Genomic DNA, 14,561 nt, shown 5'->3' on the forward strand with positions numbered 1-14,561 from the left:
CGGGCGCGACACAGGCGCGGTGACCGAATGTTAGCAACCCACATGACCGCATGACCGCCCCGCTGTTCCGCCGTCCCGCCGTCTTCGATGCGCTGCTCGCCTCGGGCCTGGTGCTGCTGGCCACCGCCCTGCTGGGCCAGGACGCCAACTGGGACCTGCAGAACTACCACCTGTACACGCCGATGGCCCTGTTGAGCGGGCGCTGGCCGCAGGACATCGCGGTGGCGCAGTTGCAGAGCTGGCACAACCCGACCCTGGACCTGCCGCTGGGCGGCCTGGTGCTGGCGGGTGCCCCGGGCTGGCTGGTGTCGCTGTGGCTGGCCCTGCCGTCGGCGGTGGCGTTGTTCTTCGCGCTGCGCCTGATGGATCGGCTGTGGCCGCAGGCGGCCAGCCGCTGGCGCAGCGGCGTCGCGGCGCTGGTCGCCCTATCCGGTGCGGCGGTGCTGCCCGGAATCGCCGCCAGCTTCAACGATGCCTTCGTCGCGGCGCTGGCGATGCCGGCATTGTGGTGGATGGCCGGCACCCGGGATCGTCCGGACGCGTGGCGCGGCTGGTGGTTGCCGGGCCTGCTGCTGGGGCTTGCGGCCGGATTGAAGCTGACCGCGGCGATCTACTGCCTGGGCCTGCTCGCCGCGTGCCTGTTCGCGGGCAGCCTGCGGCGCTTGCCCGCACGCGTCGCGCTGCTGGGCATCGGCGGCATCGGCGGTTTCGCCGCCGGCGCGGGCTGGTGGATGTGGCGCCTGTGGCGGGAACACGGCAATCCGCTGTTCCCCTACTTCAACCAGTGGTTCCATTCGCCGGATGCGCCGTACCTGGACCATGCGGATGCCCGCTTCAAGCCCGAAACCCTGGCCGATGCGCTGCTGGTGCCATTGCGCCTGCTCGGCGAGAACCGGCGCTATGCCGAACTGACCGTCGCCGATCCGCGCCTGCTGCTCGGATTGCTCGCGCTGTTGGCATGGGGCATCGCCTGGGGGCGCAAGAAGCGTTCATCCGTCGCGACGCCCGGACCCGCACCCTGGCCGTTGCTGGCCTTCGTCGCGGCCAGTTATGCCGCATGGCTGGCGCTGTACGGGATCTATCGCTACCTGCTGCCGCTGGAGATGCTGCTGTCGGTCGTTTTCGTCGGCATGCTGTCGCAACTGCCTTTGCGGCGCTGGCTCAAGCCCGCACTGGCGCTGGCTGCGGTGCTGGTCGCCGCCGCGACCAACCATCCGAACTGGGGCCGGCAGGACTTCCGTTCGCCGATGGTCGACGTGCGATTCCCGCCGTTCCCGCGCGATTCGCTGGTGCTGCTTGCGGGTATCGACCCGCTCGGCCACGCCGTCGCCTTCCTGCCGTCCGACGTGGCGGCGGTGTCGCTGTCGAACAACTTCATGGACCCGCAACGCTGCACGCGCCTGCAGGACCGCGTCGAAAGCCGTATCCGCAGCCACCGCGGCCCCTTGTACCTGATGCGCCAGGCGACGCCCGCCGCGGCGCCCTTCCAGGCCTATGGCCTGGCGATCTCCGGCAGCTGCGTCCCGGTGGCCGACAGCCTCGTCCCGGTCGAGTTGTGCGCGTTGCGGCGCGCTGCCCCGACTACTGCGCGGAGCTGCTCCTGGACAGCAGCTGGTCGGTGATCAGGCGCTGGATCTCGCTGGTGCGGCGGTTGACCGTGTCGAGGACCAGGCCGGTCGCCAGCGAGATCATCCCGGCCAGCACCAGCGCCACCGCCAGCACCGCGGTCGATGGATGCGTGACCAGGCCGGTACCGGTGAATTCGTTGATCACGTAGGCACCGAACGCCAGCCCGGCCAGCAGGCAGGCCAGCGCGATCGCGCCGAAGAACAGCAGCGGGCGCATGTCCTTGAACAGGAACAGCAGGGTGCGCAAGACGCGGAAACCGTCGCGGAACGTGCTCAGCTTGGACTGGCTGCCGTCCGGGCGCACGCCGTACTCGACCATGTGCTCCGAGAACAGGAAGCCGTTCGCCAGCGCGAACACGGTCATCTCGGTCTCGATCTCGAAGCCGCGCGACATCACCGGCATCGACTTGACGAAGCGCCGCGAGAACGCGCGGTAACCGGACAGCACGTCGCGCACCGGGCGGCCGAACAGCCAGCCGACGCAACTTCGCACCAGCCGGTTGCCGAACCCATGGAAGCGCCGGAACGATCCGTCGCCATGCGATTCCAGCCGCGTTCCCACCGTCATGTCCGCACGTCCCCCGACGACGTCGTCGACGAGCCTGCCGACCGCGTCGGCCGGATAGGTATCGTCGCCGTCGACCATCACGAACACGTCGGCATCGACGTCGCGGAACATCGCGCGCACCACATTGCCCTTGCCCCTGGCGGCGACCCGGCGCACGTGCGCGCCGGCCTGCGCCGCCAGTTCACCGGTGCCGTCGGTGCTGGCGTTGTCGAACACCCAGATCTCCGCCTGCGGCAGCGCGCGGCGGAAATCGGCGACGACCTTGGCCACGGTCAATGCCTCGTTGTGGCAGGGAATGAGTACGGCGATGCGCAAGCGGTCGCTTCCGGCGGCAGGCAGGTCGCGCGCATCTTACACGGCGAAGCGCGCGGGGCACGGTTTACTATTCGCGGATGCCGCGCCGACTGCTCCGACAACCCCTGTTCCGCGAAGGCGGCAGCTTCGTCGCCGTCGGCCTGCTGCAGTTGCTGGTGGACTGGCTGGCATTCGTGCTGCTGACCGCGCTGGGCGTGCCCGCGGCGCCGGGCAACGTCGCCGGACGCATCTGCGGCGCCCTGCTCGGCTTCTGGCTCAACGGCCGGGTGACCTTCGCCCGCGACGGCCGGCCGCGGCTGGGCTGGGTGCGCTTCGCGCGGTTCCTGGCGGTGTGGCTGCCGCTGACCGCGATCAGCACGCTACTGGTCGGTGCGGTGGCGTCGGCGCTGGGCCTGCACCTGGCCTGGCTGGCCAAGCCGCTGGTCGAAGGCGTGCTGGCCGTCGTTGCCTTCTTCCTGTGGCGGCACGTGGTCTATCGCTGACCCGGCATGCGCGAAAAGAAAACGCCGGCACGGGGCCGGCGTTCTGGTTTCCGCTGCGAGGCGCTGCCTTCAGTGCTTCAGGTTCTTGCGCAGGCGCTCCAGCGCGCTCAGCTGGGCCAGGCTCATCGCCAGCTGCGCCTGCGCCTCTTCGGCGCTCATCTTCGGGTCCTTGTGCGCAAGCACGCGCTCGGCCTCTTCCTTCGCCGCGCGCACCGCCGCCTCGTCGATGTCCTCGGCGCGGATCGCGGTGTCGGCGAGCACGGTCACGACCTGCGGCTGCACCTCGAGGATGCCGCCGCCGATGGCGAAGTCGAGGACCTCGCCGTTCGGCTGGGTGACCACGACCTTGCCCGGCTTCAGCCGCGTGATCAGCGGCGCGTGGCGCGGCGCGATGCCGAGTTCGCCCTGCTCGCCGGTGGCGACGACCAGCGTGGCCTCGCCGTGGAAGATCTCGGCTTCGGCGCTGACGATGTCGCAACGGATGGTGGATGCCATGTCTTAATCATTCCTGCGTAGGGCGGGTCCTGACCCGCCATTGCGTGAACGTGCGGCGGGTCAAGACCCGCCCTACAACGATCAGGCCTTCTCGGCGATCTTCTTGGCCTTCTCGACCGCTTCCTCGATGGTGCCGACCATGTAGAACGCCTGCTCCGGCAGGTGGTCGTATTCGCCGTCGACGATGCCCTTGAAGCCGCGGATGGTTTCCTTCAGCGGCACGTACTTGCCCGGCGAACCGGTGAACACTTCGGCCACGTGGAACGGCTGGCTGAAGAAGCGCTCGATCTTGCGCGCGCGGCCCACGGCCAGCTTGTCCTCTTCCGACAGCTCGTCCATGCCGAGGATCGCGATGATGTCCTTCAGCTCCTTGTACTTCTGCAGGGTGGCCTGCACGCGGCGCGCGGTGTCGTAGTGCTCGTTGCCGATCACGTTCGGGTCGAGCTGGCGGCTGGTCGAGTCCAGCGGGTCGACCGCCGGGTAGATGCCCAGCGCGGCGATGTTGCGCGAGAGCACGACGGTCGCGTCGAGGTGGGCGAAGGTGGTCGCCGGCGACGGGTCGGTCAGGTCGTCCGCGGGCACGTACACGGCCTGGATCGAGGTGATCGAACCGGTCTTGGTCGAGGTGATGCGCTCCTGCAGCACGCCCATTTCCTCGGCCAGGGTCGGCTGGTAGCCCACCGCCGACGGCATGCGGCCCAGCAGCGCCGACACTTCGGTGCCGGCCAGCGTGTAGCGGTAGATGTTGTCGACGAACAGCAGCACGTCGCGGCCCTTGCCCGAGGCGTCCTTCTCGTCGCGGAAGTATTCGGCCAGGGTCAGGCCGGTCAGCGCGACGCGCAGGCGGTTGCCCGGCGGCTCGTTCATCTGGCCGTAGACCATCGCCACCTTCGACTCTTCCGGCTTGTCCTGGTTGACGACACCGGACTCGATCATCTCGTGGTAGAAGTCGTTGCCTTCGCGGGTACGCTCGCCCACGCCGGCGAACACCGACAGGCCGCTGTGCGCCTTGGCGATGTTGTTGATCAGTTCCATCATGTTGACGGTCTTGCCGACGCCGGCGCCGCCGAACAGGCCGACCTTGCCGCCCTTGGCGAACGGGCACATCAGGTCGATGACCTTGATGCCGGTTTCCAGCAGCTCGGTGGCCGAAGACTGGTCTTCGTACGACGGGGCCGCGCGGTGGATTTCCCAGTGGTCGGCGGCCTTGACCGGGCCGGCTTCGTCGATCGCGTTGCCGAGCACGTCGAGGATGCGGCCCAGGGTGCCGGTGCCGACCGGGACCGAGATCGCCTTGCCGGTGTTTTCGGCCACCAGGTTGCGCTTCAGGCCGTCGGTCGAGCCCAGCGCGATGGTGCGCACGACGCCGTCGCCGAGCTGCTGCTGCACTTCCAGCGTGATCTCGGTGCCCTGCACCTTCAGCGCGTCGTATACCTTCGGCACTTCGGTGCGCGGGAATTCGACGTCGACGACCGCGCCGATGATCTGAACGATCTTGCCCTGACTCATTTCTGCGTTCCTCTATTTGAATTCTGTTGCCGGCGCGCGTCAGACTGCCGCGGCGCCGCCGACGATTTCCGAGATCTCTTGCGTGATCGCCGCCTGGCGCGACTTGTTGTAGGCCAGGTTCAGCGTGTCGATCAGCTTGCTGGCGTTGTCGCTGGCCGCCTTCATCGCGACCATGCGCGCGGCGTGCTCGGAAGCGACGTTCTCCAGCACCGCCTGGTACACCAGCGACTCGACGTAGCGGGTCAGCACGTGGTCGAGCACGGCCTGCGCGTCGGGTTCGTAGATGTAGTCCCAGTCGTGGCGGGCGACCTGGGTGTCCGACGCCGGCAGCGGCAGCAGCTGGTCGAACGCCGCGCGCTGGGTCATCGTGTTGACGAAGTCGTTGTACACCAGGTAGACGCGGTCGACCTTGCCCGACTCGTAGGCGTCGAGCATGACCTTGATCACGCCGACCAGCTGCTCCAGGTGCGGCACGTCGCCCAGGTGGGTGACGCTGGCCAGCATGTTGATCCTGATCCGGCGGAAGAAGGTCGCCGCCTTCTGGCCGATGGTGACCAGGTCGATCTCGGCGCCCTTGTCCTGCCACTGCCGGATTTCGCCCAGCACCTTGCGGAACAGGTTGTTGTTGAGGCCGCCGGCGAGGCCGCGGTCGGACGAGACGATGATGTAGCCGACGCGCTTGACCTCTTCGCGCTCGACCAGAAACGGATGCCGGTACTCGGAATTGGCCTGGGCCAGGTGGCCGATGACCTGCTTCATCGCGCGCGCGTACGGGCGCGAGGCCTTCATCCGGTCCTGCGCCTTGCGGATCTTCGAAGCCGAGACCATTTCCAGCGCGCGGGTCACCTTGCGGGTGTTCTGCACGCTCTTGATCTTGGTTTTGATTTCTCTTCCGCCAGCCATTGCTTTCTCTCGGTAGGGCGGGTTTCAACCCGCCGTCACGGTCGCTTGCCGAAGGCGGGTCGGAACCCGCCCCGCGCGATTACCAGGTGCCCGTCTTCTTGAACTCGGCGATGCCGTTCTTGAACGCCGCTTCCAGCTCGTCGTTCCAGTCGCCGGTCGCGTTGATCTTCTTGATCGTGTCGCCGAGGCTGTTGTCGAAGTGCGCGTGCAGGCCGGCCTCGAACGCCAGCACCTTGTTCACCGGCACGTCGTCCAGGAAGCCTTCATTGACCGCGTAGATCGACAGCGCCTGGTGGGCGATCGACATCGGCGCGTACTGCTTCTGCTTCATCAGCTCGGTGACGCGCTGACCGCGCTCGAGCTGCTTGCGGGTGGCTTCGTCGAGGTCCGAGGCGAACTGGGCGAACGCGGCGAGCTCGCGGTACTGCGCCAGCGAGATGCGGATGCCGCCCGACAGCCTCTTGATGACCTTGGTCTGCGCGGCGCCGCCGACGCGCGACACCGAGATGCCGGCGTTCACCGCCGGGCGGATGCCGGCGTTGAACAGGTCGGTCTCGAGGAAGATCTGGCCGTCGGTGATCGAGATCACGTTGGTCGGCACGAACGCGGACACGTCGCCGGCCTGGGTCTCGATGATCGGCAGCGCGGTCAGCGAGCCGGTCTTGCCGGCCACCGCGCCGTTGGTGGCCTTCTCGACGTAGGCCTCGGAGACGCGGCAGGCGCGTTCCAGCAGGCGGCTGTGCAGGTAGAACACGTCGCCCGGGTAGGCTTCGCGGCCCGGCGGGCGCTTCAGCAGCAGCGAGATCTGGCGGTAGGCGACGGCCTGCTTGGACAGGTCGTCGTAGACGATCAGCGCGTCTTCGCCGCGGTCCAGGAAGTACTCGCCCATGGTGCAGCCGGAGTAGGCGCTGATGTACTGCATCGCGGCCGATTCCGAAGCGGTGGCGGCGACGACGATGGTGTGGGCCAGCGCGCCGTTTTCTTCCAGCTTGCGCACCACGTTGGCGACGGACGAGGCCTTCTGGCCGATCGCCACGTACACGCACTTAACGCCGGTACCCTTCTGGTTGATGATGGCGTCGATCGCCAGCGCGGTCTTGCCGGTCTGGCGGTCGCCGATGACCAGCTCGCGCTGGCCGCGGCCGATCGGGATCATCGCGTCGACCGACTTGTAGCCGGTCTGCACCGGCTGCGACACCGACTTGCGCCAGATCACGCCCGGGGCCACGCGCTCCACCGGGGCGCTGGTCTTGGCGTCGATCGGGCCTTTGCCGTCGATCGGCTCGCCCAGCGCGTTGACCACGCGGCCGAGCAGTTCCGGGCCGGTCGGCACCTCGAGGATGCGGCCGGTGGTCTTGGCCACGTCGCCTTCGCGCAGGTGCTCGTAGTCGCCCAGGACCACGGCGCCGACCGAATCGCGCTCCAGGTTCAGCGCCAGCGCGAAGGTGTTGCCCGGCAGTTCGATCATTTCGCCTTGCATGACGTCGGCCAGGCCGAAGATGCGCACGATGCCGTCGGACACGCTGGTCACGGTGCCTTCGTTGCGGGCCTCGGCGGCGAGCTTGACCTTCTCGATGCGGGTCTTGATCAGTTCGCTGATTTCGGAGGGGTTGAGCGTGGTAGCCATTGCTTTGGTTTCCCTGGTGCAACCGTCGCCGGTTGCGGTTCGAATGAATTAGTTGGCGAGCGCGGTCTGCAGCCGTTCCAGCTTGCCCTTCAGCGAGCCGTCGATGACCACGTCGCCGGCGTCGATCACCGCGCCGCCGATCAGCGACGCGTCGACCGCCGTCTCGACCTCGACCTCGCGGCCGAAGCGCTTCTTCAGCGCGGCCCTGATCGTGTCGAGCTCGCCGGCCGGCAACGCCGCGGCCGAGGTGACCTTCGCCTTGACCACGCGTTCGGCCTCGGCGCGCAATTCCTCGTACAGGCCGGCGATTTCCGGCAGCTGCGGCAGGCGGCGGTTCTCCGCCAGCAGGCCGAGGAAGCGGCCGAACGATTCGCCGGCGCCGTCGGGCGACAGCAGCGCGACCGCGTCGGCGTCGGCCAGTTCTGGGTTCAGCAGCAGCGCGGCGACGCGCGGGTCGGCCGCGACCTGCGCGGCGAAACCGAGCGCGCTCGACCACGCGGCGAAGTTCCCTTCGTCCTTCGCGATCGAGAACGCGGCGCGGGCGTACGGGCGGGCGAGGGTCAGGGCCTGGCTCATCGATCAGATCTCTGCGGCCAGCTCGTCGAGCAGCGCCTTGTGGGCGCTGGCGTCGATCTCGCGCTTGAGCAGCTTCTCGGCGCCGGTCACGGCCAGCGCGGACACCTGCTTGCGCAGGTCTTCCTTCGCCTTGGTCGCGGCGGCGTCGATCTCGGCCTGGGCCAGCGCCTTCTGCTTGTTCGCGGCCTCGATCGCCTCGTTCTTCGCGGCGTCGACGATCTGGTTGGCGCGCTGGTGGGCCTGTTCGATGATCTCGTTGGCCTTGGCCCGCGCTTCCTTCAGCGCCTCGCTGGCCTGCTCCTCGGCCTGGGCGAGCGCCTTCTGGCTGTTGTCGGCCGCGGCCAGGCCTTCGGCGATCTTCTGCTGGCGTTCTTCGATGGCCGCGATGATGTGCGGCCAGCCGAACTTCATCACCAGCCACGCCACCGCGAAGAACGCGAGGCCCTGAATGACGAGAGTGAGGTTGGGTAGCATGACTTGCTCCTGGTGCCGGCGACAGGATGTCGCCGGCTATGCCTGAATCGCTTGCTCGGTGCGAGCCCGGATCAGCCGGTGATCGAGGCCAGCAGCGGGTTGGCGAACAGCAGCAGCAGCGCGATGGCGACGCCGATCATCGGCACGGCGTCGAGCAGGCCGGCGACGATGAACATCTTGGTCTGCAGCATCGGGGTCAGCTCCGGCTGGCGCGCCGCGCCTTCGAGGAACTTGCCGCCGAGGATGGCGAAGCCGATGGCGGTGCCGAGGGCGCCCAGGCCGATCAGCAGGCCGGCCGCGATGACCGTGAACTTCAACACTTCAGCGATGAGGGCTGCGTTTTCCATGGTGTACTCCGGTTGGATCCGATTGCGTTGCTAGGTGGATGGGAAGGTGGGACGTGTTTCGTGTTCGGGACGTCAGTGGCTCTCGGCCGACATGCTGAGGTAGACGACCGTCAGCATCATGAAGATGAAGGCCTGCAGGGTGATGACCAGGATGTGGAACGCGGTCCAGCCGAAGCCGGCCACGAACTGCATGATGCCCATCGGCCAGGTGCCGAGGCTGGCGAGCGAGGAACCGAGGGTCATCAGCGCGATCAGGATGAAGATCAGCTCGCCGGCGTACATGTTGCCGAACAGTCGCAGCGACAGGCTGAGCGGGCGCACGCCTTCCTCGATGATGCGCAGCAGGAAGTTGGCCGGGGCCAGCACGATCTTCATCGCCGCGCCTTCGGCGTGGAACGGCGCGGTGAAGATTTCCTTGGTGAAGCCGCCGACGCCCTTGTGCGAGACGCCGAACACCTGGATCAGCAGGAACACGGCCAGCGCCAGGCCCAGCGTGGTGTTGAGGTCGGCGGTGGGCACCACGCGCAGGTAGGCGTGCGCGGGGTCGTGGCCGGCGGCCTCGTGGCCCGAGGCCCACAGCCAGGGCAGGAAATCGACCGGCACCATGTCCATGAAGTTCATCAGGAACACGAGGCAGAAGATGGTGATCGACAGCGGCGCGATCAGCTTGCTGCGGCCGTGGAAGGTCTCGCGCACCAGCCCGTCGACGAACCCGACGACGATCTCGACGAGGGCCTGGAACCTGCCCGGCACGCCGGCGGTGGCCTTGCGCGCGGCGCGCAGGAAGAAGAACACGAACAGCGCCGACAACAGCAAGGTGAAGAACAGCGTGTCGATGTTCAGGGTCAGGAACGTGCTGTCGCCCACCTTCCACTGCAGGTGGTGCAGGTGGTGGTTGATGTATTCGGTCGAACCGCCCGAGGCAGCTTCGGTCGTGTTTTCAGCGCTCACGTTCAACCCTGACGCAAAAGGTTCAAAGAGATCGGATACACGACCAGCGCGGTCGCGAATCCCGCCAGCATCGGCAGCGGCGCCAGGCGCCAGACAGCCGATGCGATGGCCAATACCGTTATTGCCACCAACCATTTCAGCAGCGTGGCGGCCAGCAGCCGGGCGAACGCCGCCCCCGCCACCACCACGCCCCCGCCCAGCGCGACCTGCGCAGCCAGGGCATTGCCCAGCGCGACCCCCACCCCGCCGATGGCGGCCGCCAGCGCGGCGCCAGGGCCCTGCAACAGGAAGGCCAGCGCTACCAGCATTACCGCGACCAGTTGGCACCCCACCGCGCGCAATGCCAGCCGCCGGCCCGCGGCGACGGAATTCAGCACACGCGAAACCCGGTGAGTGGATGGAGACAAGGCCAATGCAGGCGCCTCGCCGAGCCGCGGAATTATAACAGCCGCTAAATTTCGCCAGCAACCGCCAAAAGTCGATACCGGCCGCGGTTCAGGGCCCCGGAGGCCAAAGCTGAACGAGCGTCGCGTCAGGCGACCCGGCACCGATGGACCCGGCCCGTCGCGCAACCGGAACTTTCCCGGGCCGGACCGGTCACTGGAAGCGGGCCTGCCTCTCCAATTCCTCGTCCGGATGCTCCACCGCAGGCCTGCCCGAAGCCCCGGCCCCGCCGGGGCTTCGTCTTGCCGGGCCGGGCTCAGCCGGCCAGCGCCCAGTCCGCCGCGGCCTCGGCGTGGATGCGGGCGGTGTCGAACAACGGCACGGCGGCATCGTCCGCGCCGACCAGCAGGCCGATTTCGGTGCAGCCGAGGATCACGCCCTGCGCGCCGTCCGCGACGAGGCCGGCGATGATCTCCCGGTAGGCCGCGCGCGACGCGCCGACGATGCGGCCAAGGCAGAGTTCGTCGTAGATGACGCGATGGATCAGCCCGCGCTGTTGCGCATCCGGCACGGCGACGGCGATGCCGGCGGCCTCGAGCCGCTCGCGGTAGAACGGCTCCTCCATCGTGAAGCGGGTGCCGAGCAGCGCGACGCGCCGCAATCCGGCCGCACGGATGCGTTGCGCGGTGGCGTCGGCGATGTGCAGCAGGGGAATGTCGACCGCCGCCTCGATCGCCGGCGCGACCAGGTGCATGGTGTTGGTGCAGACGACGATGGCTTCGGCGCCGGCGGCGCGCAGGCCGCGCGCCGCATCGGCCAGCAACGCGCCGCCGGCTTGCCAGTCGCCGCGGCGCTGCAGTTCCTCGACCTCGGCGAAGTCGACGCTGTGCAGCACCAGCTTCGCCGAATGCAGGCCGCCGAGTTTCCCGCGCACCCGCTCGTTGATGTGGCGGTAGTAGGGAACCGTCGATTCCCAGCTCATGCCGCCCAGCAGCCCGAGCGTGCGCACGGGCTACTTCTTCTTCGGGATGTACAGGTCGGTGATGGTGCCGTCGTAGACCTCGGCGGCCATGCCGACCGATTCGCTCAGCGTCGGGTGGGCGTGGATGGTGTGGCCGATGTCCTCGGCTTCCGCGCCCATTTCGATGGCCAGGCCGATCTCGGCGAGCAGGTCGCCGGCATGCACGCCGACGATGCCGCCGCCGATGACGCGGTGCGTGGCCTCGTCGAAGACGAGCTTGGTGAAGCCTTCGGTGCGACCGATGCCGATCGCGCGGCCGCTGGCGGCCCACGGGAACTTGGCCACGCCGACCTTCAGGCCCTTGGCCCTGGCCTCGGTTTCGGTGACGCCGATCCACGCGATCTCCGGATCGGTGTAGGCGACCGACGGAATGACCCGCGCAACCCACTCCTTCTTCTCGCCGGCGGCGACTTCGGCGGCGAGCTTGCCCTCGTGCGTCGCCTTGTGCGCGAGCATGGGATTCCCGACGATGTCGCCGATCGCGAAGATGTGCGGCACGTTGGTGCGCATCTGCACGTCGACCGGGATGAAGCCGCGATCGGTGACCTGCACCCCGGCCTTCTCGGCGCCGATCTTCCTGCCGTTCGGCGCGCGGCCCACGGCGACCAGCACGCGGTCCCAGGTGCCGCTTTCGATCGCGGGCGTGGCGCCGGCGTCGGCGCTTTCGAAACCGACGGTAATGCCCTTCTTGTCGGCCTTGACCGTGGCGGCCTTGGTCTTGAGGTGGACGACGACGCCCTGCTTCTTGAGGCGGTCGGCCAGCGGCTTGACCAGGTCCTTGTCGGCGCCCGGCATCAGCTGGTCCATGAACTCGACCACGGTGACTTCGGAACCGAGCGCGCGGTACACCGTCGCCATCTCCAGGCCGATGATGCCGCCGCCGACCACCAGCAGCTTCTTCGGCACTTCGGCCAGCTCGAGCGCGTCGGTCGAATCCATGACGCGCGGGTCGTCCCACGGGAAGTTCGGCAGCTTCACCGCCTGCGAGCCGGCGGCGATGATGCACTGCTCGAAGCGCAGCAACTGCTTGCCGCCGTCGTTGCCGACGATCTCGATCTCGTTCGGCGAAACGAAGGTGCCGACGCCCTGCACCACCCGCACCTTGCGCTGCCTGGCCATGCCGGACAGGCCCTTGGTCAGCTGGCCGACGACCTTTTCCTTGTATTCGCGCAGCTTGTCGAGGGCGATCTTCGGCTTGCCGAACTCCACGCCGAAGTCACCGGCGTGCGCGGCTTCCTCGATCACCGCCGCGGCGTGCAGCAATGCCTTCGACGGAATGCAGCCGACGTTGAGGCAGACGCCGCCGAGGCTCGGATAGCGCTCGATCAGCACCGTGTCGAGGCCGAGGTCGGCGGCGCGGAACGCGGCGGTGTAGCCGCCGGGACCGGAGCCGAGCACGACGATGCGGCATTCGATGTCGGCCGGCTTGCCGGTGGACAACGCCGGCTTCGGCGCAGGCGGCTCGGCCGGCGCGCGGGGCGACGGCGCGACCGGCGGCTTCTTGGCCGGCACTTCCACGGCGGGCGCCCCGGGTTCCAGGACCGCCACCACGCTGCCTTCCGACAACGCGTCGCCGACCTTCACTTTCACTTCCTTGACCACGCCGGCGGCCGACGACGGCACTTCCATCGTCGCCTTGTCGGACTCGAGGGTCACGAGGCCCTGGTCCTTCTTCACCGGGTCGCCGACCGCGACCAGGATTTCGATCACCGGCCCGTCGCTGTAGTCGCCGATGTCGGGCACCGTGACCTCGACGCTGCCGCCGCCGCTTGCGGGCGCGGCGGAGGCCGCGCCCGGAGCGGCCGCCCCGGGCGCCTCCGCCTTCGGCGCGGCAGGCGCGGCGCCCGCGCCTTCGGTTTCCAGGACCGCCACCACGCTGCCTTCCGACAGCGTGTCGCCGAGCTTGACCTTGATCTCCTTGACCACGCCGGCCACCGACGACGGCACCTCCATCGTCGCCTTGTCGGACTCGAGGGTCACGAGGCCCTGGTCCTTCTTCACCGTGTCGCCGACCGCGACCAGGATTTCGATCACCGGCACGTCGCCGTAATCGCCGATGTCCGGAACCTTGACTTCGATATTCGCCATGTCTGCGCTCCTTCGCTTACAACAGCACGCGGCGCATGTCGGCCATCACCTGCGCCAGGTACGCGGTGAAGCGCGCGGCGGCGGCGCCGTCGATGACGCGGTGGTCGTAGCTGAGCGACAGCGGCAGCAGCAGGCGCGGGGCGAACTGCTTGCCGTCCCAGACCGGCTGGATCGACGACTTCGACACGCCGAGGATCGCGACTTCCGGCGCGTTGACGATCGGGGTGAACGCGGTGCCGCCGATGCCGCCGAGCGACGAAATCGAGAAGCAGCCGCCGCTCATGTCGGCCGGGCCGAGCTTGCCGTCGCGCGCCTTCTTCGCCAGTTCGGAGGTTTCCTGCGCCAGTTCGATCACGCCCTTCTTGTCCACGTCGCGGATCACCGGCACGACCAGCCCGTTCGGCGTGTCGGCGGCGAAGCCGATGTGGAAATACTTCTTCAGCGTCAGGTTCTCGCCGCCGGCGTCGAGCGAGGCGTTGAACTCGGGGTACTTCTTCAGCGCGGCGACCACGCCCTTCATCAGGAACGCGAGCATGGTCAGCTTGATGCCGGCCTTTTCGTTCTCCTTGTTGAGCTGCACGCGCAGCGCCTCGAGCTCGGTGACGTCGGCGTTGTCGTGCTGGGTGACGTGCGGGATCATCGCCCAGTTGCGGGCGAGGTTGGCGCCGGAGATCTTCTTGATCCGCGACAGCGGCCGCACCTCGATCTCGCCGAACTTGGCGAAGTCGACCTTCGGCCAGGGCAGGAGATTCAGGCCACCGCCGCCCGCAGCCGGCGCGGCGGCCGAAGCGATGCCGCCGGCCAGCGCGGCCTTCACGTACTTCTGCACGTCTTCCCTGGTGATGCGGCCGCCCTTCTCGCTGCCCGCGACCTGCGCCAGGTCGACGCCGAGCTCGCGCGCGAACACGCGCACCGCCGGGCTGGCGTACGGCACCTTGTCGGGCAGCACGCGCTCGGCGCTGAACTCGACCGGCGGGCTGTGCGGCGGCGAAGCTTCCGGATCGATGCCCGGCTTGCCGTCGAGCACCTGCGACGCAGCGACCGGCGGGGGCGCGGCGGGCGCGGCGGGCGCGGCGTCGCTGATCTGCCTGGTCGTGTTCGGGCAATTGCTCGGTTCGCTCCTGCTCGACCACTACGGCGTGCTGCACGTGCGCCAGCCGATCGATTCCACCCGCGTCGCCGGCGCCGTGCTG

General features: G+C 68.4%; 15 protein-coding genes and 1 pseudogene. 3 read left to right on the forward strand and 13 right to left on the reverse strand.

The window, feature by feature from the left end:
* Positions 1 to 50 precede the first annotated feature (50 nt).
* On the forward strand, positions 51 to 1,622 hold the full coding sequence (locus CSC71_RS05495) for a glycosyltransferase 87 family protein (protein ID WP_162373346.1): 1,572 nt from the start codon (positions 51 to 53) through the stop codon (positions 1,620 to 1,622).
* On the opposite strand, the gene CSC71_RS05500 is transcribed toward CSC71_RS05495, so the two are convergent.
* Positions 1,582 to 2,511, reverse strand: a complete 930-nt coding sequence (locus CSC71_RS05500) for a glycosyltransferase (protein ID WP_162373347.1) — start codon at positions 2,509 to 2,511, stop codon at positions 1,582 to 1,584. The genes CSC71_RS05495 and CSC71_RS05500 overlap by 41 nt on opposite strands.
* A 77-nt stretch (positions 2,512 to 2,588) precedes the next feature.
* Between CSC71_RS05500 and CSC71_RS05505 the strand changes: the two genes are divergently transcribed.
* Positions 2,589 to 2,993: a GtrA family protein gene (locus CSC71_RS05505; protein ID WP_162373348.1), complete on the forward strand. Its 405-nt coding sequence runs from the start codon at positions 2,589 to 2,591 to the stop codon at positions 2,991 to 2,993.
* A gap of 69 nt (positions 2,994 to 3,062) precedes the next feature.
* Here CSC71_RS05505 and CSC71_RS05510 read toward each other — a convergent pair whose 3' ends face one another.
* The 12 genes and pseudogenes from CSC71_RS05510 to CSC71_RS05565 all read right to left on the reverse strand — a co-directional run.
* Positions 3,063 to 3,488 carry a F0F1 ATP synthase subunit epsilon gene (locus CSC71_RS05510; RefSeq protein ID WP_162373349.1) on the reverse strand — a complete coding sequence of 142 codons (426 nt, stop codon included), beginning with the start codon at positions 3,486 to 3,488 and terminating at the stop codon, positions 3,063 to 3,065.
* An 81-nt stretch (positions 3,489 to 3,569) separates the two neighbouring features.
* A complete protein-coding gene (atpD, locus tag CSC71_RS05515) occupies positions 3,570 to 4,997 on the reverse strand; it encodes a F0F1 ATP synthase subunit beta (protein WP_162373350.1) in 1,428 nt (475 codons plus the stop codon).
* Positions 4,998 to 5,036: 39 nt separating this feature from the next.
* Positions 5,037 to 5,900: a F0F1 ATP synthase subunit gamma gene (gene atpG, locus CSC71_RS05520; protein ID WP_162373351.1), complete on the reverse strand. Its 864-nt coding sequence runs from the start codon at positions 5,898 to 5,900 to the stop codon at positions 5,037 to 5,039.
* 79 nt (positions 5,901 to 5,979) lie between these two features.
* Entirely contained in the window at positions 5,980 to 7,527 is a 1,548-nt protein-coding gene (gene atpA / locus CSC71_RS05525) for a F0F1 ATP synthase subunit alpha (protein WP_162373352.1), read from the reverse strand.
* A 48-nt stretch (positions 7,528 to 7,575) separates the two neighbouring features.
* Positions 7,576 to 8,103, reverse strand: a complete 528-nt coding sequence (locus tag CSC71_RS05530) for a F0F1 ATP synthase subunit delta (protein ID WP_162373353.1) — start codon at positions 8,101 to 8,103, stop codon at positions 7,576 to 7,578.
* Between the two features lie 3 nt (positions 8,104 to 8,106).
* On the reverse strand, positions 8,107 to 8,577 hold the full coding sequence (locus CSC71_RS05535) for a F0F1 ATP synthase subunit B (RefSeq protein ID WP_162373354.1): 471 nt from the start codon (positions 8,575 to 8,577) through the stop codon (positions 8,107 to 8,109).
* 71 nt (positions 8,578 to 8,648) lie between these two features.
* On the reverse strand, positions 8,649 to 8,924 hold the full coding sequence (atpE, locus tag CSC71_RS05540) for a F0F1 ATP synthase subunit C (RefSeq protein WP_162373355.1): 276 nt from the start codon (positions 8,922 to 8,924) through the stop codon (positions 8,649 to 8,651).
* 72 nt (positions 8,925 to 8,996) lie between these two features.
* On the reverse strand, positions 8,997 to 9,875 hold the full coding sequence (atpB, locus tag CSC71_RS05545; protein ID WP_170295385.1) for a F0F1 ATP synthase subunit A: 879 nt from the start codon (positions 9,873 to 9,875) through the stop codon (positions 8,997 to 8,999).
* A gap of 2 nt (positions 9,876 to 9,877) precedes the next feature.
* Entirely contained in the window at positions 9,878 to 10,252 is a 375-nt protein-coding gene (locus tag CSC71_RS05550) for a hypothetical protein (RefSeq protein WP_162373357.1), read from the reverse strand.
* 323 nt (positions 10,253 to 10,575) lie between these two features.
* Positions 10,576 to 11,268, reverse strand: a complete 693-nt coding sequence (locus tag CSC71_RS05555; RefSeq protein ID WP_162373358.1) for an aspartate/glutamate racemase family protein — start codon at positions 11,266 to 11,268, stop codon at positions 10,576 to 10,578.
* A 3-nt stretch (positions 11,269 to 11,271) separates the two neighbouring features.
* A complete protein-coding gene (gene lpdA, locus CSC71_RS05560; RefSeq protein ID WP_162373359.1) occupies positions 11,272 to 13,368 on the reverse strand; it encodes a dihydrolipoyl dehydrogenase in 2,097 nt (698 codons plus the stop codon).
* 16 nt (positions 13,369 to 13,384) lie between these two features.
* Positions 13,385 to 14,434 (reverse strand): annotated as a pseudogene (locus CSC71_RS05565) (2-oxo acid dehydrogenase subunit E2); the annotation flags it as partial.
* Between CSC71_RS05565 and CSC71_RS05570 the strand changes: the two are divergent.
* Positions 14,373 to 14,561: DMT family transporter (locus tag CSC71_RS05570; RefSeq protein ID WP_246192009.1), on the forward strand; the 189-nt coding region annotated here is incomplete at its 3' end. The pseudogene CSC71_RS05565 and the gene CSC71_RS05570 overlap by 62 nt on opposite strands.

It is taken from the genome of Pseudoxanthomonas sangjuensis (genome assembly GCF_010211755.1).
In the GTDB taxonomy this organism is placed as follows: domain Bacteria; phylum Pseudomonadota; class Gammaproteobacteria; order Xanthomonadales; family Xanthomonadaceae; genus Pseudoxanthomonas_A; species Pseudoxanthomonas_A sangjuensis.